This window comes from Enterobacter sp. Sphag1F, assembly GCF_014193275.1.
Taxonomy (GTDB): Bacteria; Pseudomonadota; Gammaproteobacteria; order Enterobacterales; family Enterobacteriaceae; genus Pantoea; species Pantoea symbiotica.
The window spans coordinates 84,997-102,440 of sequence record NZ_JACHZD010000002.1; the positions used below are offsets into that span (position 1 = coordinate 84,997).

Consider the following 17,444-nt stretch of genomic DNA (forward strand, 5'->3'; position numbering starts at 1 on the left):
ATGAACGAGATGATCCGCGTAAGTAATCTCAACCTCAGTTTCGGTGAGGAGGAGCGGCGTAATCAGGTGCTGTTCGACGTCAATTTGTCGATTCGCGAGGGTGAAATCTTTGGCCTGGTTGGCGAGTCGGGATCGGGCAAAACCACGGTATTGAAGTGCCTTGCCGGGCTGTTCACCCACTGGCACGGCGAGCTGGCGATTGATGGCGTGCCGCTCGAACATCGTATCGCACGCGAGCGCTGCCGCAGCGTGCAGATGGTGTTTCAGGATCCCTACGGATCGCTGCATCCGCGTCACACCATCGGCGATATTCTTGAGGAGCCGCTGCAGATTCACGGCATCGGTCAGCGCCAGCAGCGCGTTATCGCCATGCTGGAGAAAGTCGGCCTTAATCGCGCGTGGCAAACCCGCTATCCGCACCAGTTGTCCGGCGGTCAGCGCCAGCGTGTCGCGATTGCCCGTGCGCTGATTCTGGAACCGCGCGTGCTGCTGCTCGATGAACCGACCTCGGCGCTGGATGTGTCGGTGCAAGCGGAGATCCTCAATCTGCTCAGCGATTTGCAGCAGCAGGAGAAGCTAACCTATTTGATGGTGACGCACGATCTCGGCGTGGTGGCGCATTTGTGCCATCGCGTGGCGGTGATGCAGCACGGCAAAGTGCTGGAGACGCTGGATGTCGATGCGCTGGTGCACAATCGCGCGCAGGTGGCCTATACGCAGATGCTGGTGGATGCGAGCCGGCAGGATAACGGGGTTTTGGCGTAGGGTCGCCATTTATGGCGACCACTTTACCAGGTGCGCATGAATGCGCACCCTACGTAAAACCCAGGAAATTACTGCGACAGTTCACGCACAAAACCCACGATATCCTGGTTCTGCCCATGCTCAAACAGGCAATGCTGCAAGCGCGGGCCGCTTACAGCGGTCTTCACCAGTTCAGGATCGATGGCGCGCAGTGAATCGAGGTAATTCTCTTTCAACAGCGCGGCTTTCACTTCGTTCAGGATACCTGCGTTGCGCACCTGTGGCTCTTTGCGCTCTGGCGGATAACCGTGCCCTTTTTCGCCGGTGAAGGCTTTTTCGAAGATAAAGCGCAGGTTCAGTTCCGCGCCCCAGCCAAAGCCTTTGGCGAACGGCAGCGACAGCGCATTACCGTTGTTGATTTGCGCAAACAGATAGGCATCTGCTGGATCGATGCAGTAGCCGCAAACCACGCCGGGATGCAGGTTCAGCGACATCAGCGCACCCTGGCCGGTGCCGCAACCAGCTACCACGAAGTCCACCGCTTTGCTGTTAAGCAGTACGTTGGCCATGATGCCGAGGTGAATATAGGTAAGATGGTGATCCTGTTCGTCGCTCATACCGACGTTAAACACCTGATGCCCGAGCGGTTGCGCCACAGACTGAAGCTCTTTCAACACCGTTGCGTTCTTCGCAGCCTGGCTGTTTTCCATCATCAAAGCGATTTTCATGATCCATCCTCAGATTAAATTGAAACACCGTTTCATTTTAATCAAAGATCGTTAAAATGCAGCCTTTAAATGCCTTTTTGACTGTGAGTTAAGTCACACATTGACGATGCAACCTGCAAGGAGAAACCATGTTTATCTATAAAAGCGCAACCCAACTGGACGATTTAGGCAACGGCGTGACGCGCCGAATTCTGGCGCACGGCGGCACCATGATGGCGGTGGAAGTCACCTTTGAGCAGGATGCTGTTGGTCCGTTGCATCATCATCCGCATGAGCAGCTCACCTACGTGCTGTCCGGACGTTTTGCCTTCACCATTGATGGCGTGACCAAAGAAGTCAGCGCCGGCGATACGCTGTATAAAGCGCCGAACATTGTGCACGGCTGCGTGTGTCTGGAAGCGGGCGTATTGCTGGATACCTTTACGCCGCAGCGCGAGGATTTTCTGGCGGCACCGTAACGTGCCGCCAGAGAGACTAGCGGGAAGCCCACCAGAGGCGCAGCTTCAGCCCCCAAGCGCTGGTCCAGCCGCTGCTGGTGCTGATGACTTTGCCCTGATGCAGCACGATAAAGGTCGGCGTGGCCTGAATATCCCAGCGCTGGCCGATCGCCCCGCTCTCATCATTGATCGCCACGCCTTGCAGCCCTTTCTTTTCCAGCCAGGTTGCTACGCGCGTATCGTTACCGGATCGCAGCGCAATACTCGCCACCTTGTAACCTTGCTGGCTCATCGCCGCCACAGTTGGCGTGGTGAGTTTGCATACGCCGCACCAGGTTGCCCAGACGTAAACCAGCAATGGCCGATCCTGACTGAGCTCCGCCAGATTGACCTCGCCTTGCAGCGAGGTGAGCGGCTGTTGCGCCAGGTCGGCAGGCAGCTGCGGCGCGCGCAGCCAATCCATGCCCCACAGCGCCGCCGCGACAATCAGCACCAATAGCAGCGCCTCACGCAGCCAGCGCTTTAGTCGACTCATGGCTTTGCCTGCAGCGCGCCTTTCACTGCCGCTTCCAGTTGCTCATACGGCACCGCGCCGCTGATCATCTGGTCGCCCACCAGCGTCGCTGGCGTACCTTGCACGCCGAGCTGCTGCGCCAGTGTCAGGTTGCTGTTGATGGTGTCGAGGCTCACTTTGCTTGGCTCTTTCAGCTTGATGCCGGTTTTCTCCAGCGCCGCGTCAATGCTGGCGGTATCGTGATTGCCCTTTTTCGCCATCAAACGTTCATGCAATTTAAGGAAGTTTTTCGGCTGCTGCTCCCACACAGTGAGCGCCAGACGCGCCGAGGTGAGTGAGGTTTCAGAGCGATACGGCAGCGGTTTAATCACCACCGCAACCTGCGGATACGCTTTCAGCAGTTTTTCGATATCGGCTTCAAACTTCTTGCAGAACACGCAGTTGTAATCGGTGAAATAGACCAGCGTCAGCGCCGGTTTTTCAGCACCGATGCGCGGTGAACCTGCATCGTTGAACAACGCGTCATGGTTTTTCTTCACCATCTGCGCCACCACATTTTGCTGCTGTTGTGCGGCCTCTTTATCAAACGCATCAGCCGCTTCCGCCAGAATTGACGGATTCTGCACCAGGGTTTCACGGATCAGCTCTTTGATGCGCGCTTCCTGCTCAGGAGTAAAAGGCGCGGCCGCCAGTGCAGGCATGGCAAGGAACATCAGTGGCAGTAACAGGGATTTCTTCATTATTTTTTCGCCTCAGAGAGAGTGGAGATCACCGCTTCACGACTCAGCAGCGGTGACAAAATCTGGCCTTGCGGCAGTGCCGGGCCATAAATTTGGTTAAAAGGGATTGCCACGCGGTCGCGGCGGCGCAGGAATTCACCGATGGCGGGATCGGGCTGCGTCCAGTCACCGCGCAGCAGCACCACGTCATCGGCTCTTAGCGCAGCACGCACATCGGGCTGATTCAGAACGCGGGATTTGTTCACTTTGCAGGTGATGCACCAGTCGGCGGTGACATCGACAAACACCCGTTTATCCTGCTCGAGTGCCTGATGGATCGCCGCTTCGGTCAGCGGCTGCCAGTGCAGCGTTTCCTCTTCCGGCGTGATGCGCGTCATCAGGAATAGCGCACCAGCCAGCGTCAGAGTGATAAACACCACCCCCGCCTGCTGCAGCGCGCGACGTTTCACCAGCCAGCCGCAAAGTACCGCGAGTAACATACCCGCCAGCACCAGCGCGAAGGTGCTGCCCCAATGCGGTACCAGCAATGTCACCAGCCAGAAGGTGGCGAGCAGCATAAACAGGCCGAGCACGCTGCGCAGATGCACCATCCAGCGCCCCGGACGCGGCAGGCAGCGGGCCATGCCCGGCAACGCCGCCACCAGCAGCCACGGCAAACTCATGCCGACGCCGAGCGCGACAAACAGCAGCCACAGCTGCGGCAGCGGTGCCGTCAGCGCATAAGCCACCGCTGTACCGAGAAACGGCGCGCTGCACGGCGTGGCCAGCAAAGTGGCAAACGCGCCCTGGCCGAAATGCCCAAGCAAGCCGTCGCCGCCCTGCGTCGCCAGTTTGGTATTCAAACCCGACGGCAAGCGGAAATGCAGCAGATCAAACAGGCTGGCGCTGAACAGGAACATCACCAGCACCATCACCAGCAGGAAGCCGCTGCTCTGGAACTGAATGCCCCAGCCAAGCGCCTGACCGCTGAGCCGCAGTCCGGTCATCAGCAGCGCCAAAAGCAGGAAGGAGAAAATGATCCCGGCGCTGGAAGCAAGAAACTGTTGGCGCGTCTGACGCTGCGTTTGCCCTTGCTGCTGCACCAGGCTGCTGAGCTTGATCGCTAGCACCGGCAATACGCACGGCATCAGGTTGAGGATCAAGCCACCGAGCAGCGCCAGCAGCAACACCGACCAGAAGGTTTGCGCGCCATCGCCGTATACCAACGCTTCCGCGCCAATATTAATCGCGCTTTGCTGTGCAATCCCACCATCGGCAACCACCAGCGACAGCGTTTTGCCGCGCAGATCCGGAGCCGCTTCGCCCCATTCATCGGTGACCGCCACGCGTGCGCTGAGCGTGTCGCCTTTGACACTGATTAGCGGTGCCGCCAGCATGCTGCCCTGCGGATAATCGAAGAACAGTTCAGGTTGTTGCCAGCCGCCCTGACGCTGTGCGCGAATCTGCAATTCGCCATTCACAAAGCTGGCGTCGAGTTGATCGGTTAAGCCGCTGGCGGCCGGGATTCGTCCCATCGCTTCGGCGAAATCGCGGGCAAAATCGGCGTCAGCGGGCTGCGTCAGATCGAGGCTGAACGGGAAGTCGGTGAGGATGCAGACGTCGCTGCAGGTCGAGAGCGTCAGCGTTCCTGCGAGCTGCTGACTGGACAGTTTCGCCAGTTCAATCGGCAGCGTGATATCGCCTTTGTAGCCTTGGGTGGTCAAGCCGCTAACGTCAAAACGCTCAGGCGCAGGCCAGAACCATTGCGCCTTTACCTCCGGCGTTTGCCAGCGGATTTCCGGCGCAACGCCGCCTTCGCCTGGCGTACGCCAGTAGGTTTTCCAGCCGGGTTGCAGGCGAATATCCAGCAGCAATTGCTGATTATCGTTGTGGCTGGCGCTGCGCAGGCGCACTTCGGCATGGCTATTTTGCGCATTACGCAGCCAGCCAGTGTCTGCCGCCTGCGCAGTGATCGCGCAGCTCGCCAGCAGGAGCAGCAGGCTCCTGATCAATACAGTCATGTGAATTCTCCAGTGAATAACAGGGTTTACGCGATGCAACGCGCAGGTGTTATTCCCGGAAGACGCAGAAGGTCAGATGCCGCCGTCGCAGAGGCGGAAACAGCGGTGCGCGGCGATAGCCGACGGACGTGGTGGTTTGTGTGAAGGTGGCGATCAGCGCCAGCAGCAACAGCAGGAAAGGCAATGCGGTATCAAGGATGGGCGCGGCGGCACTCAACGATTTGGCGCTCAGCGCACAGGGTTTTTCACTGCCGCTGGCATCGTCACTGCTGTGAGTTTGCGCGGACGCGCTGACCTGCGCTAAAGGTGCGGAAGGCAAATTGAAGCTGCGCTGGACGAGACAAAACGCCAGCACCAGACAAACCAGTGCCAGAATCCATTTTGCGCGTGATAGCGATATCGTCATGCCGCAGCCTCAGAGAAAAGTGCGGGCATTTTAAGCATCTGCAGCAGAAACACCAAGCTTTGCTGTGTAAACTTTTGTCTTTGTGGTGCGAGCGTCGTAGGGTCGCCATTCATGGCGACCTGGTCAATCATCGCACCCGGCTAAACAATATCATCCACCACGCCGCCATCGACGCGCAGCGCGGCACCGGACGTCGCGGATGCCTGTTTCGAACAGACATACACCACCATATTCGCCACCTCTTCCACCGTAGCAGCACGCTGGATCACCGAACTCGGACGCTGGGCCATTACAAACTCTTTCGCCAACTCCTCCAGCGGTTTACCGGTGCGTTTCACTTCATCTTCCATCATTGCGGCAAAACCATCAGAGAGCGTTGGGCCCGGCAACACGCTGTTCACCGTCACGCCGCTGCCCGCCACCACTTTCGCCAGCCCGCGCGCCAACGACAACTGCGCGGTTTTACTCACGCCGTAATGCAGCATATCAGCGGGAATATTCAGCGCCGACTCTGAGGAAATAAACACCACGCGACCCCAACCGCGTTTCACCATCTCCGGCAATAAAGCCCGCGACAGGCGCACACCGGACATCACGTTGGTTTGCCAGTAGGCATCCCAGGTTTCGTCATCCACTTGATAAAAATCTTGCGGACCGTAAATCCCGGCGTTATTCACCAGAATATCGATCGGCGGCAAACCGTTGAGCAGTTGCTTAACACCTTGCGCACTGCCGAGATCGGCGATAAAGGTGTGAATTTTCGCCCCCGCCACTAAGCCGTTGAGCTTCTCGCGCGCACGACTCACCGAGGCTTCGCTGCGCCCGTTCAGCACCACTTCCGCCCCGCTGGCCGCCAGACCTTGTGCAATGGCAAAACCGATGCCGCCGGTTGATGCGGTAACTAAGGCTGTTTTTCCGTGTAGATCGATATTCATTATGCTTTACTCTGTGAGCGTAATCACAAAGCCTGGTTCAGGCAGGAGAAGATGCATTGACGAATCATGCGATGGAGGTGTCGGCCGCAATGCTGATGTGCGTTCAGCCTGCTGCCGACATGGTTCAACCCGAGGCCGATAAAGCCGGTTGAGCGCTGATTGGCAGCCGCAGTTGACGCTGCAACCAGGCGCAGGCCGCTGCCTGGTCCGGGTTGCGCGCGTTAAGCTGCAACACCGGACCCAGCGCCATCGGCTGTGCCGTTTCCGCCAGCTTGCGCAGTTCTGGCAGATACTCAGCGCCCGGATGTCCCGGCATGCGATCGGTCAAGCGTGCCTGATACCGCGCCACCGCCTCATCCGGCGTGATCGCCAGCCACAGCTCCAGCACCCGCGTCACGCCCGCCTTCTGCAATCCTTGCTGCAACACCTCTTTCGGCTGGAAGCCAAACCAGGCATCGATGACATAGATGCAACGCGTCGGTGCTTGCGCCACCACTTGCCAGATCGCCTGATACGCCGCACAACCTAACTGGCGATTGCGCAGGCGATCCACCGGCGCAAAGCTGGCCATAAACGGCTCTTTCAGGCTATCCAGCGTCAGCACCGGAAAGCCGAATTGCTCGGCCAGCGCGCGCGTGAGGGTGCTTTTGCCGGAAGCCGGAATGCCGTTCACCAGCACCACCATCTTCTCTTCAGTGTCGGTTGTCATAGGATCTCTATCACCTCCGCAGCACTGCTGGCGTTGCGCAAGCGCACCAGCGTCTCCTCATCTTCCAGCAGCGTGACAATCGCGCGGATGCCCTCTTCAATGTGGGCGTTGCTGTCACGCGCACCGAACATAATCACGATGTCGGCTTTGTCGCTGCCGTCGAAGGAAATCGGCTCATCCAGCACAATCATGCTGAAACAATCTTTCAGCACGCCGGTTTCAGGCCGCGCATGGGGAATAGCGATGCCCTCCTCAAACACGTAATAAGCGCCATGCTCCAGCGTGTTGGCGATCACCGCTTCCGGATAACTGGCTTTGATGTAACCGCCGTTCACCAGCGGCAGCGCCGCCAGCGCGATCACCTCGCGCCAATCCCTGGCGCTGATCCCCACCTGAATCGCACTTGCCTCCTGCAGCAGCTGTTTAATACTCATACTGCCTCCTTAAAATGATTTGCGAATGGTGTTGCGCAGTTCATCGATTTTGACAAACAGCGGATCAATTTCCTGACGAAAGCGGCGGCTTTTCGCAAAGATATTTAATGCACGATTATATTCCAGCATTAATTGTTTTTGCGTCTCTGTCGCCTGCGGATTATTGGCTAACTGTTGTTCCAGTTCGCTTATTTTCCCGCTGATGGTTTCAGCCTGAAGATCTATTTCCTGTGAATCCTGGCTCTTATTATCGGAGCCCTTTTTCAAGAATCCAAACATAGCGTCTCCTGCCCCGAATGGCGCCGGGCACCTCAGGTTATTACGTCATGAGTGAGTCGGAATTAGCGGAACAGCTGAATCTTTTCTACCAGCACATTGGTTACGGCATCGTTGGCCGGCACAAGGAAATTACGCACGCTGTCGTTGACCTTGCCCTTTTCAAATGTCTGCTTGCAGTTTGCGACCCACTGCACATTCATCTCGGTGCCGACGTTGACTTTCTCAATGCCGCTGCGCACCGCAAGACGCATATCTTCATCGCTGACGCCGGTTCCGCCGTGCAGCACCAGCGGCGTTTTAGTGGCATCGGTGATATCCGCCAGGCGTTGATGCTGAATATGCGCTTTGCCGGTATACAAGCCGTGCACGGTACCGATGGAGATCGCCAGCATATCAACGCCGGTTTCATCGACAAAGCGTTTGGCTTCATCGACGGTGGTAAATGCCGCATCGTTCATTTCTACTTCTTTGCCATCTTCCGAGCCGCCAATCGCGCCCAGTTCCGCTTCCACTGACACCGCCAGCGGGCGTGCCATATCAATAACACGGCGCGTATTGGCGATGTTCTCTTCAATCGGCAAATGTGAGCCGTCATACATAATTGAACTAAAGCCCGCATCCAGCGCGGTTTGAATAGCGTCTAAATCCGAACAGTGATCGAGGTGCAAACAGGTCGGCACGTTACGGCTTTCTGACAGTGAGCGAATCGCATCCACCAATAATTTATGTCCGAGATATTTGGCGGTGCCAGTTGAGATCTGAATCATTAATGGACTATTGGTTTTCTCCGCCGCTTTAAAAAAGGCCGGCAGCATTTCCAGGCAGTGCAAATTAAAGGAACCGAGCGCTTTAAATTCACGTTCTTTAGCCACCTGTAACAGATCGGTAAAGTTATAAAGTTTCATGGAGCTTTTCCTCATGGGATTTAGACTTGGTGGATTTTCCGTTAACAAACCAGGCGATGAGAGTAATAAAGGCAATAAACAGCGCGACGAACAGCCAGTTATTCTGGAAGGCATGGCCGAGCACCAGGCCGGTACTGATCACATCCGAATCACTGAAGGTGACGCCGGTAAAACCGTAACTTTCCAGCATCGGCACCAGAATCGCCGGCAGGAAGGTGATGAATAGACCGTGCACGAAACCGCCGATCATCGCCCCGCGACGACCACCAAGCGCATTACCAAACACGCCTGCGGTGCCACCGGCAAAGAAGTTGGTCAGCAGACCTGGCAGAATCATCGCCAGACCAAACATCGGGAACACCAGCATGCCCACCACCGAACCCAGCGTGGTGGCGAGGAAGCCGACGATCACCGCATTCGGGGCGTATGGGAACATCACCGGGCAGTCGAGCGCCGGTTTCGCATCCGGAACCAGACGCATGGCGATACCACGGAAAGCTGGCACCAGTTCGTTCAGCAGCAGACGCACGCCGCTATACAGCACGAACACACCGCACACGAACTGAATCGACTGCATAAAGGCGTACATCAGATAGTTCATGCCGTTGCTGTACTGGCCGATAAATTCCGGGCCGGCGGCGACCGCAGGAATCAGGTACATCGGCACCATCACCACCGCCATCGACAGATAAGTGTCCTGCAGGAATTTAAAGTTGTCGGGCAGTTTGAGGTCTTCCGTGGAGCGCGAACCTTTGCCCACCACCTTCGCCACCGCCGCCGTCAGCAGGTAGCCGATGGTGCAGAAGTGACCGAGCGCCACATCGTCGGAATCGGTGATACGACGCACCACCGGTTGTGCCAGCGCAGGCATCACGACCGCCATAATGCCGCCAAAGATGCCACCGGTAAGGATCAGAGGTAAGCCTGTTAGCCCCGCTTTATAGCCAATCACCGCACCGATGGTCGCCATCCACAGCAGCGCCTGACCGGTAAGGAAGATGTATTTGAACGGTGTCAGACGGGCAATGATGATGTTGACGATAAAGATCACCAACAGCGTCAGCGCCACTTCTGAACCCAGCTCGCGGTTTGCTAACCCTGCAATGGCGGCAACGTCGGTGATATAACCCTGCATGCCAAAACCGTGGGTAAAAATGGTGTTCAGGAAGGTCAGCGTACCGACAATAATGTTGATACCGGCCATCATAATTAAGAAACCAAGCAGGGTTTTAAAGGTGCCTTCCACCACCTTGCCTGCTGATTTTTTTTGCAGTAGCAGACCAATCAGGGCAATAAAGGCGATCAGAATTGATGCCTGCCCCAATAAGTCTTTTACCAGGAAGTCGATCACACTATTCATGATTAGCAACCTTTAAGTTACGTTCTTTCATAAACGCCACGATTTTCTCTTCAATTTCCGCTTTGTCGGTCAGCTTATTGAGAATAATCACCCGTTTGATCTGTTCCGGGCTGGCATCGGCATTTAACACATCAGCAAAAGCTTTCTGGGTTAAAATCATGTCGGATTTAAAGGCGTTGGCTTCAGAAATGGTGGTGTGATCGATATCAGCATCAATTTCGAGTTTCTTTAATACTGACTTGGCGCTCATCTCAATCGCAAAGCTTGAACCCAAACCACATCCACAGACACATAATATTTTCAGCATGGCTATTTCCTCACAGAATTTGCAGTTGTTTAGCGAGTTTATAATGATGCCCTTCCGTATCGACCAGGCGTTTTTTCATGCTTATTAAATCAATCGGAATCGGTCGATTACTGCCATTAATAATCACCGCTTTGTTGCGCATTCCCGACTGAATACAACGCGCGACTTCACTGGCCATAATGGTGCCCTGATAAATCTCTTCACAGGTAGGATCGCCATTACGCAGACCATAACCGATAATTGTTTTACGAATACGCACACCAATTAACGGTTCAATTTGTTTAATTAAGGTATCGATGGCGCCCTGAAAGCCCGGCGAATATTCACGGGTGTAGCCTTCCGAACACAAAATAATGACGCTGTTCTGCGCCGCCAGACGCTGCGTGATGCGCTCGGCCAGCTCCTGCGGCGCAATCTGGCATTCCGGGATCAGCGCGAAATCCGCATTGGATTTGATCGCCGACTGCAAGGTTAATTCACCGCAATAACCGCCAAGCAGCTCCACCATAAACACACGACCGGTTAAGGCGCGGCCGGTATTGCGTAATTTCGCCACCTCTTTTAACACCTGCTCGCAGGCGGTGGAGAAACCGATGCTGTAATCACTGCCAAACACATCGTTATCGATGGTCATGCCGACGCCAAAACAGTTAACGCCAAATTCGCTTAGCGTATGCAGGAATTGTAATGAGCCATCGCCGCCCGCCATAATTAATACATCGATGCGCAGCGACTTAAGATGTTTGGCGATGGTTTCATATTCTGGACGAATTAATTTTCTATTGGTTCGTCCCGATTGCATCACCGGAATAGCAGCGATGGCATAATCCACTAAATCGCGTTGGGATATTTCCTGGTGATTGTTTTCCAGTAATCCCGGAATGCCACCGTTAAATAACACCATTTCCGCCTGGGTTAAGCGCGATATTTGATACACAAAGTTATTAATCCCAGTGACATCGCCACCGCTGATCACCATGCCAATTCTCATTGTCATCATCCTTTATGCTGTGCGTCTGGAATTCATTCTTCCGATTAACGACATTGTTATTTGCAACGAATGTCACACTTTTGCGATGAATTCCCCGAGTGAGATCATTGACAGCATCCAATACAGGCTAGATTTTGTGATATAAATCACATGCCACTTTTCACCTTAAAGCATTAATAACAAATAAAATCATAGACTTATATTCATTTTGCGCAGTAAAACCGGCGACTTAAATAAACACCCTACTCGCTGTTTTTCTTTCGATCTATTTTGTGATTTCCCGCGCATTTTTATCGGTTTCTGACGCTTATTCCGTATCAGATAAAGGGATAATGATTACGTGCGTTATTTATGCGTCAGGGCCAGTGAAGGATTGACTCAATGCCGATGCACTTGTCCAATACCGTGGCAGATAAAGAATAAAGAAGAGAAAAAATGAGCATGCAGAAGGATATGTTGCGTAAGTTGGCAGAGGTGGTTGGCGAGAAACAGGTATTAACCCATGCGGATGATAAAGCCTGGTACATAAAGGGATTCCGCGTCGGACGCGGTGAAGCGCTGGCGGTGGCGTTACCGCAAACACTGTTGCAGCTGTGGCAAACGCTGCAGGTTTGCGTGGCGCACGATGTCATTGTGCTGATGCAGGCGTCGAATACCGGTGTTACCGGCGGCTCAACGCCCGACGGCAATGATTATGACCGCGATATCGTGATTATCAGTACCCGCCAGCTCAAAGGCGTGCAGGTGATTGATCAGGCGCGTCAGGTGATTGCTTTCCCTGGCACCACCTTGACCGAACTGGAGCACACCTTGCAGCCGCTCGGTCGTGAGCCACATTCGGTGATTGGATCATCCTGCATCGGCGCGTCGGTGGTCGGCGGGATTTGTAATAATTCCGGTGGCTCGCTGATTCGGCGCGGCCCCGCTTTCACAGAAAAATCCTTGTTCGCCCGCATTCACGACGATGGTCGTTTAGAGATGGTCAACCATCTCGGCATCGAGTTGGGCGACACGCCAGAAGTGATGCTGGAAAACCTGACGCAGCAGCGCTATCAAACCGGTGAGCAGCCCGACTGGCAGGGAAAAATCTGGGCGGATGATTATGCCGACCGCCTGCGAGATGTGGCCGCAGATTCCCCGGCGCGCTTCAATGGCGATCTGCGTTACCTGCACGACAGTTCAGGCAGCGCCGGTAAAGTAGTGGTGTTCGCCGTGCGCTTGCCGACCTTCGAAGCCAGCGCCGGCAGCGATACCTTCTACATCGGCACTAATGATGAGAGCGTGCTGGTGGCGCTGCGCCGTTTCCTGCTAACGAAGATGAGCGAACTGCCGCTGCAGGCGGAATACATCCATCGCAACGCCTTCGATTTAACCGTGCGCTACGCCAAACATATGTATCTGGCAATCCGCAAACTGGGTCCGCAGGCCATTCCGCAGATGATGGCCAATAAAGCCAAATGGGATGTGCGCGTCAGCCACCTGAAATTCCTGCCGCGCAATTTTGTTGATCGGGTGCTGCAATTTTTCAACCAGCTAACGCCGAGCTTTATCGCGCCGCGCATCATGGATTACCGCAGCGAGTATCAACATCATCTGATGATCAAAGTGGAGTCGCCGCAAACCGCTGAGTTACAGAGCTTGTTACAGCAGTTCTTTGCTGAGCAGCCAGGCGGCTTTTTCCGTTGCAATGCGCGTGAAGCGGCGGACGCGTTTTTGGTGCGTTTCGGCGTGGGTGGCTGCACCATTTCCTACTGCGATGCGCTGGGCTACAACCCCAACGAACGGCTGGTGGCGTTTGACGTGGCGCTGCGCCGCAATGATGACGCGTGGCGTTTGACGCTGCCGGATCATCTGGCGGCCCAGGTACAGGTGATTCCTGCTGTGGACACTTCTTCTGCTTCGTCAATCATCAGGATTACGTGCTGAAGCCGGGCTACGACGCGAAAGTGTTTAAGGAAGAGGTGAAGCGCTATCTGGAGCAGCGCGGCGCGAAGTATCCTGCCGAGCACAATGTCGGACACCTCTATCAGGCATCGTGTGAGCATGTCGAGCACTGGAAACAACTTGATCCGACCAATAGCTGTAATCCGGGGATTGGTAAAACCAGTAAGAAGAAGTTTTGGCGGGAGATGTAGCGTCGGAGTTTCGTAAGGTGCGCATTCATGCGCACCTGGTCGCCATAAATGGCGACCCTACGACAACGGTGCGGGTTTCGTAGGGTGCGCATTCATGCGCACCTGGTCACCAAAATCAACCAACGATGCCGTTCGCGCAGCAGACGCTGGTGCAGTTGCTCAAGCTGCGGCAGCGTCAGAGCCTGAATGGCTGCGCGATTGAGCGTCGCCAGGCCGTGCTGCTGGCGCAGGGTTTCGAGTGCGGCATCGCCATTGTCTTTGCTTGCGCACTGCGTCAGTAAGCTTGCCTGCCATGCCGCCAGCTTTTCAGGGGAAACTGCTGCGATCTCGGCAACCATCTCACGCATAAAGCGTTTGCAGTGACCCAGCAACGCGCGCCAGGTGATATCCGGCGATTGCAGCGCCAGCATTAAGCCATCCACATCTGCCACCCGTTGATAACGCGCTGACACCACATAACCAATTTGCTGATCCACGCGCAGCCGCTGGAAGAAACGCGTTTCCAGCATCAGTGCCAGCACGCGTAAAGCAGCCAGGGCGGCATCGTCGGCGTGCGATAACGGCATAAACAGCAACAGCGCCTGATCGGGTCCATCGCAGTTGATGGGCACAATGCCGCGTTGCAGTTGTGCGGGCGGCGTGTAGCGCGCCAGATCCGGCGCAAAATCGCTGAGCAGAAGCGCCACGCGCTGGCTTAGCGCGCTATTGGAGCCGCACCATGCCGCCAGCCAGTGCGGCGATAGCGATGGCTTAATCAATGTGGTTGGCAAAGCGGCGAGCAACTGACGAATCACAATAGAGTGCGTTGGCGCTGCGGATTGTGCCAGCACCGGCTTGTTCAGCGCCCGTAATGCCTGATGCACGCTTAACAACGCGCGTTCTTCGGATGCGGGCAGATTGAGCAACAGCTGCCAGCTTCCCTGCGTTGGTTGCCAGGTGCCGTTGCCGCCGGCGTGGCGAAGTTCCGCCAGCACTGGGCGCAACTGGCGCTGCCGCGCCTGCGCTTCTTCATCGCTCAAGGTTTGATAAAACGCCGGACGCAGCAGCAGCGTTTCGACCTGTTTTACCGGCGCAATAATCGGCAACGTTTGCGCCACGGGCGGAAGACGAGGGAGCTGAATGTTGCCTGAAGCGGGATAGAAGTGAAACGCTGTGGATTCTGCCACATTCAGCGTCGCTGGCAGCCACTCGGCCAGTTGCAGTGTAAAGCCTTGCGTCTGATGCGGTGCGCCGTCGATCTGTCGCTGCGTCAGCAGACGCGTGCGCGGCCAATGCGGCAACGCGGCGGCAAAATCCGTGAAGCTATCCGAAACCGCTAAGTCAGGCGCGAAGCCCAACGCCCGGCCGCGCAACTGTTCCAGCGGCGACAAGGCCGCGAAATCCTGCTGCGCGAGTTGCGCGTAATGCTGCAGCTGAATCGCATTACACTCGACTAACGCAGCCAGATGCTGCCAAACGCGTTGTTCAATCTGTTGCGCCTGCACCGAAGAAATGCGCGTTGCGCTAAAACGCAGCGCCAAAAATGCGTGTTGCTCATCTTGCCATAACCATTGCACGTCAAGGGCTTCACATAGCGCTTCAGCCCGCAATTGCGCCAGCAAACTGCCCGGCGCTTCGTCTTGCCAGAACACCTTAAGCAAGGTGACATTGTCACGAAAAGTCTGTTCATCGCCCGCGATCAATAGCGTCAGCCAGAAATTTTCTTCACCGCCTAATTGCAGCAAACGATCGCCGGGCAGCAGCGTAGGTCTAACCGCCGCAGCGCGTTTTCCACCCGCCAGCAAACTGCCGCCATAGCGCGCCGCCAGCTGTGCTAACTCGTCAAGCGATTGCGGCCCTTGCAGCCAAAGTTCCATATTTTCAGCGCGATAGAAGCGGCAATGAAAATTGCGGAGTGCGGATTGCAATTCCGTGACATTGTCACTAAACGCAAGCCGACTGCCGACACGAAAGCGCTGAAAGCGTCCCTTTAGCTTATCCAGGATGGCAGCTTCACTCAGCGTGTCGGCATGTTTTTGCAGCAGTTGAAACTCTGCTTCAATCACCGCTGCTTCCTGTTGAATGGCCTGCGTCGTCAGCAACGGCGACGCCAACATATCGCACAGCCGCTGCACGCCTGCCGACAACGCCGGTGCTGGGAGCTGAAAGAAATAGGCGCTGCGGCTCAACTGTGTGGTGGCATTCACCTGGCCGCCCTGCTGCTGCAGCCACGGCATCAGGCGATCGTCGCCGTTAAAGTCCTGGCTGCCGCAGAACAGCAGATGTTCCAGCAGATGCGCCAAACCCGGCCAGCGATCGGCTTCATCCAGACTGCCGGCCTGCACGCGCACCAGCGCCGCCGCCTCACGCGCGTCGGGCTGATGATAAAGATGGCAGCGCAGGCCGTTGGTAAGCGTGAGCTGGCGCGTGTTCATCAGGTAACGCGCTGCTTAAAGATCAGTTCGGAGTTGCTGCGATTGCGGAACTGTAGCTGCTGGATTTTGATATCGCTGCAGTTGGCTTCACGCCGTGCTTCGAGGATCTTGCCGTGATGCGGCGATTTGCTACACACCGGATCGGTGTTATCGGCATCGCCGGTCAGCATAAAGGCCTGACAGCGACAGCCGCCAAAGTCTTTCTCTTTCTCATCGCAGGAGCGACAGGGTTCCGGCATCCAGTCAAAGCCGCGATAGCGGTTAAAGCCAAACGAGTTGTACCAGATATCGTCCAGCGTGCGTTCCAGCACCGACGGGAACTCGACCGGCAGCTGACGCGCGCTGTGGCACGGCAACGCGGTGCCATCAGGCGTGACGCTGAGGAAGATCGATCCCCAACCGCCCATGCAGGGTTTCGGCCGCTCTTCGTAATAATCCGGCGTGACGAACAGCAGATTGGTGAGATTGCCGCTGGCGCTCATGCGCTGACGATAATCGGCCACCACCGCTTCGGCGTTGGCGATCTGCTCGCGCGTCGGCAGTAATCCTTCGCGATTGAGTTGCGCCCAGCCGTAGAACTGACAGGTGGCCAGCTCGACATCGTCGGCTTCCAGTTCGATACAGAGATCGATGATCTTGTCGATCTGGTCGATATTGTGGCGATGCAGCACGAAGTTCAGCACCATCGGATAGCCGTGCGCTTTCACCGCTTTTGCCATCTCCAGCTTCTGCTGGAAGGCCTTTTTCGATCCGGCCAGCGCGGCGTTGAGCGTTTCATCGCTGGCCTGGAAACTGATCTGAATATGATCGAGCCCGGCATCAGCAAAGGCGTCGAGTTTTTTCGCCGTCAGGCCAATGCCGGAGGTGATCAGGTTGGTATAGAAACCGAGATCGCGCGCGGCGCGGATCAGTTCCGGCAGGTCTTTACGCGTCAGCGGTTCGCCGCCGGAAAAACCGAGCTGCACGCTGCCCATGGCGCGCGCCTGACGAAACACCTCAATCCACTGTTCGGTGGTCAGCTCTTTCTCCTGCTGGGAAAAATCCAGCGGATTGGAGCAATACGGACACTGCAGCGGGCAGCGATAGGTCAGTTCTGCCAGCAGCCACAGCGGCGGCGTCACGCTTTTACTCGGGTTCACGACACTGTATCCATTTTTGTTCGATGGCTGATTGCAGGAACTCTTTGACGTCATCGCCGACGCCGCCCGCGTCCGGGAAACGCGCATCCAGCGTGGCAACGATTGCCGCCACATCCTGTTTGCCATCCACCAGTTCGAGGATCGCCACGGCGGTCTCGTTCAGTTTGGCCATGCCTTCAGGATAGAGCACCACATGGCTATCCTGCGCCGCTTCCCACTGCATGCGGTAGCCGCGACGGAAAGCCGGAATCACATTATCTTTCATGT

Annotated in this window: 18 protein-coding genes and 1 pseudogene; 3 read left to right on the forward strand and 16 right to left on the reverse strand. The window is 56.1% G+C overall.

Annotation, left to right across the window (positions count from 1 at the left end):
- The first annotated feature begins 9 nt into the window (after positions 1–9).
- Positions 10–765, forward strand: coding sequence for an ABC transporter ATP-binding protein (locus FHW71_RS05825; protein ID WP_061720157.1), 756 nt, complete (start codon positions 10–12; stop codon positions 763–765).
- Between the two features lie 68 nt (positions 766–833).
- Here the strand turns inward: FHW71_RS05825 and FHW71_RS05830 are convergent, their stop codons facing one another.
- A complete protein-coding gene (locus FHW71_RS05830; protein WP_179451021.1) occupies positions 834–1,472 on the reverse strand; it encodes an RpiB/LacA/LacB family sugar-phosphate isomerase in 639 nt (212 codons plus the stop codon).
- A gap of 128 nt (positions 1,473–1,600) precedes the next feature.
- On the opposite strand from FHW71_RS05830, the gene FHW71_RS05835 reads away from it, so the two are divergent.
- Entirely contained in the window at positions 1,601–1,930 is a 330-nt protein-coding gene (locus FHW71_RS05835; RefSeq protein ID WP_008110063.1) for a cupin domain-containing protein, read from the forward strand.
- A 16-nt stretch (positions 1,931–1,946) separates the two neighbouring features.
- Here FHW71_RS05835 and FHW71_RS05840 read toward each other — a convergent pair whose 3' ends face one another.
- The 12 genes from FHW71_RS05840 to FHW71_RS05895 all read right to left on the reverse strand — a co-directional run bounded on the left by FHW71_RS05840 (position 1,947) and on the right by FHW71_RS05895 (position 11,489).
- A complete protein-coding gene (locus tag FHW71_RS05840; protein WP_179451023.1) occupies positions 1,947–2,444 on the reverse strand; it encodes a protein disulfide oxidoreductase in 498 nt (165 codons plus the stop codon).
- Entirely contained in the window at positions 2,441–3,163 is a 723-nt protein-coding gene (locus tag FHW71_RS05845; RefSeq protein WP_008110067.1) for a DsbA family protein, read from the reverse strand. The genes FHW71_RS05840 and FHW71_RS05845 overlap by 4 nt, the downstream gene beginning before the upstream one ends.
- Positions 3,163–5,163: a protein-disulfide reductase DsbD domain-containing protein gene (locus FHW71_RS05850; protein WP_179451025.1), complete on the reverse strand. Its 2,001-nt coding sequence runs from the start codon at positions 5,161–5,163 to the stop codon at positions 3,163–3,165. The genes FHW71_RS05845 and FHW71_RS05850 overlap by 1 nt, the downstream gene beginning before the upstream one ends.
- 49 nt (positions 5,164–5,212) lie before the next feature.
- The gene (locus tag FHW71_RS05855) at positions 5,213–5,569 is read right to left on the reverse strand and encodes a hypothetical protein (RefSeq protein ID WP_154152305.1); all 357 of its coding nucleotides are present in this window, start codon (positions 5,567–5,569) and stop codon (positions 5,213–5,215) included.
- A 140-nt stretch (positions 5,570–5,709) separates the two neighbouring features.
- Positions 5,710–6,504, reverse strand: a complete 795-nt coding sequence (locus FHW71_RS05860) for an SDR family oxidoreductase (protein ID WP_154183430.1) — start codon at positions 6,502–6,504, stop codon at positions 5,710–5,712.
- 124 nt (positions 6,505–6,628) lie between these two features.
- Positions 6,629–7,213, reverse strand: coding sequence for a glucokinase (locus FHW71_RS05865; protein ID WP_179451027.1), 585 nt, complete (start codon positions 7,211–7,213; stop codon positions 6,629–6,631).
- A complete protein-coding gene (locus tag FHW71_RS05870; protein ID WP_091003163.1) occupies positions 7,210–7,647 on the reverse strand; it encodes a PTS sugar transporter subunit IIA in 438 nt (145 codons plus the stop codon). The genes FHW71_RS05865 and FHW71_RS05870 overlap by 4 nt, the downstream gene beginning before the upstream one ends.
- 9 nt (positions 7,648–7,656) lie before the next feature.
- On the reverse strand, positions 7,657–7,926 hold the full coding sequence (locus FHW71_RS05875) for a hypothetical protein (RefSeq protein ID WP_008110081.1): 270 nt from the start codon (positions 7,924–7,926) through the stop codon (positions 7,657–7,659).
- A gap of 62 nt (positions 7,927–7,988) precedes the next feature.
- Positions 7,989–8,831, reverse strand: coding sequence for a class II fructose-bisphosphate aldolase (locus tag FHW71_RS05880; protein ID WP_008110083.1), 843 nt, complete (start codon positions 8,829–8,831; stop codon positions 7,989–7,991).
- Positions 8,818–10,191 carry a PTS sugar transporter subunit IIC gene (locus FHW71_RS05885; RefSeq protein ID WP_008110085.1) on the reverse strand — a complete coding sequence of 458 codons (1,374 nt, stop codon included), beginning with the start codon at positions 10,189–10,191 and terminating at the stop codon, positions 8,818–8,820. Before FHW71_RS05885 ends, FHW71_RS05880 begins: the two co-directional genes overlap by 14 nt.
- Positions 10,184–10,498 carry a PTS sugar transporter subunit IIB gene (locus FHW71_RS05890; RefSeq protein ID WP_008110086.1) on the reverse strand — a complete coding sequence of 105 codons (315 nt, stop codon included), beginning with the start codon at positions 10,496–10,498 and terminating at the stop codon, positions 10,184–10,186. The genes FHW71_RS05885 and FHW71_RS05890 overlap by 8 nt, the downstream gene beginning before the upstream one ends.
- Positions 10,499–10,508: 10 nt before the next feature.
- Positions 10,509–11,489 carry a 6-phosphofructokinase gene (locus FHW71_RS05895; protein ID WP_154194280.1) on the reverse strand — a complete coding sequence of 327 codons (981 nt, stop codon included), beginning with the start codon at positions 11,487–11,489 and terminating at the stop codon, positions 10,509–10,511.
- Between the two features lie 435 nt (positions 11,490–11,924).
- Between FHW71_RS05895 and dld the strand changes: the two are divergent.
- Positions 11,925–13,624: pseudogene (gene dld / locus FHW71_RS05900) on the forward strand (D-lactate dehydrogenase).
- Positions 13,625–13,716: 92 nt separating this feature from the next.
- Here dld and pqqF read toward each other — a convergent pair.
- From pqqF to pqqD, 3 genes are read right to left on the reverse strand one after another with little or no spacing between them, the layout of a single operon-like run.
- Complete coding sequence (pqqF, locus tag FHW71_RS05905; RefSeq protein ID WP_179451029.1) at positions 13,717–16,038, reverse strand: pyrroloquinoline quinone biosynthesis protein PqqF; 2,322 nt, start codon at positions 16,036–16,038, stop codon at positions 13,717–13,719.
- Positions 16,038–17,177 (reverse strand): pyrroloquinoline quinone biosynthesis protein PqqE, encoded by a 1,140-nt coding sequence (gene pqqE / locus FHW71_RS05910; protein WP_061720120.1) that lies wholly within the window; start codon positions 17,175–17,177, stop codon positions 16,038–16,040. The genes pqqF and pqqE overlap by 1 nt, the downstream gene beginning before the upstream one ends.
- Positions 17,164–17,442, reverse strand: coding sequence for a pyrroloquinoline quinone biosynthesis peptide chaperone PqqD (gene pqqD, locus FHW71_RS05915; protein ID WP_061720121.1), 279 nt, complete (start codon positions 17,440–17,442; stop codon positions 17,164–17,166). The genes pqqE and pqqD overlap by 14 nt, the downstream gene beginning before the upstream one ends.
- Between the last annotated feature and the right edge of the window lie 2 nt (positions 17,443–17,444).

What these genes read in the sequence shown, in the direction of transcription:
- FHW71_RS05825 (WP_061720157.1), top strand. Translation starts at nt 10, where the DNA reads ATGATCCGCGTAAGTAATCTCAACCTCAGTTTCGGTGAGGAGGAGCGG.
- FHW71_RS05830 (WP_179451021.1), bottom strand. Translation starts at nt 1,472, where the DNA reads ATGAAAATCGCTTTGATGATGGAAAACAGCCAGGCTGCGAAGAACGCA.
- FHW71_RS05835 (WP_008110063.1), top strand. Translation starts at nt 1,601, where the DNA reads ATGTTTATCTATAAAAGCGCAACCCAACTGGACGATTTAGGCAACGGC.
- FHW71_RS05840 (WP_179451023.1), bottom strand. Translation starts at nt 2,444, where the DNA reads ATGAGTCGACTAAAGCGCTGGCTGCGTGAGGCGCTGCTATTGGTGCTG.
- FHW71_RS05845 (WP_008110067.1), bottom strand. Translation starts at nt 3,163, where the DNA reads ATGAAGAAATCCCTGTTACTGCCACTGATGTTCCTTGCCATGCCTGCA.
- FHW71_RS05850 (WP_179451025.1), bottom strand. Translation starts at nt 5,163, where the DNA reads ATGACTGTATTGATCAGGAGCCTGCTGCTCCTGCTGGCGAGCTGCGCG.
- FHW71_RS05855 (WP_154152305.1), bottom strand. Translation starts at nt 5,569, where the DNA reads ATGACGATATCGCTATCACGCGCAAAATGGATTCTGGCACTGGTTTGT.
- FHW71_RS05860 (WP_154183430.1), bottom strand. Translation starts at nt 6,504, where the DNA reads ATGAATATCGATCTACACGGAAAAACAGCCTTAGTTACCGCATCAACC.
- FHW71_RS05865 (WP_179451027.1), bottom strand. Translation starts at nt 7,213, where the DNA reads ATGACAACCGACACTGAAGAGAAGATGGTGGTGCTGGTGAACGGCATT.
- FHW71_RS05870 (WP_091003163.1), bottom strand. Translation starts at nt 7,647, where the DNA reads ATGAGTATTAAACAGCTGCTGCAGGAGGCAAGTGCGATTCAGGTGGGG.
- FHW71_RS05875 (WP_008110081.1), bottom strand. Translation starts at nt 7,926, where the DNA reads ATGTTTGGATTCTTGAAAAAGGGCTCCGATAATAAGAGCCAGGATTCA.
- FHW71_RS05880 (WP_008110083.1), bottom strand. Translation starts at nt 8,831, where the DNA reads ATGAAACTTTATAACTTTACCGATCTGTTACAGGTGGCTAAAGAACGT.
- FHW71_RS05885 (WP_008110085.1), bottom strand. Translation starts at nt 10,191, where the DNA reads ATGAATAGTGTGATCGACTTCCTGGTAAAAGACTTATTGGGGCAGGCA.
- FHW71_RS05890 (WP_008110086.1), bottom strand. Translation starts at nt 10,498, where the DNA reads ATGCTGAAAATATTATGTGTCTGTGGATGTGGTTTGGGTTCAAGCTTT.
- FHW71_RS05895 (WP_154194280.1), bottom strand. Translation starts at nt 11,489, where the DNA reads ATGAGAATTGGCATGGTGATCAGCGGTGGCGATGTCACTGGGATTAAT.
- pqqF (WP_179451029.1), bottom strand. Translation starts at nt 16,038, where the DNA reads ATGAACACGCGCCAGCTCACGCTTACCAACGGCCTGCGCTGCCATCTT.
- pqqD (WP_061720121.1), bottom strand. Translation starts at nt 17,442, where the DNA reads ATGAAAGATAATGTGATTCCGGCTTTCCGTCGCGGCTACCGCATGCAG.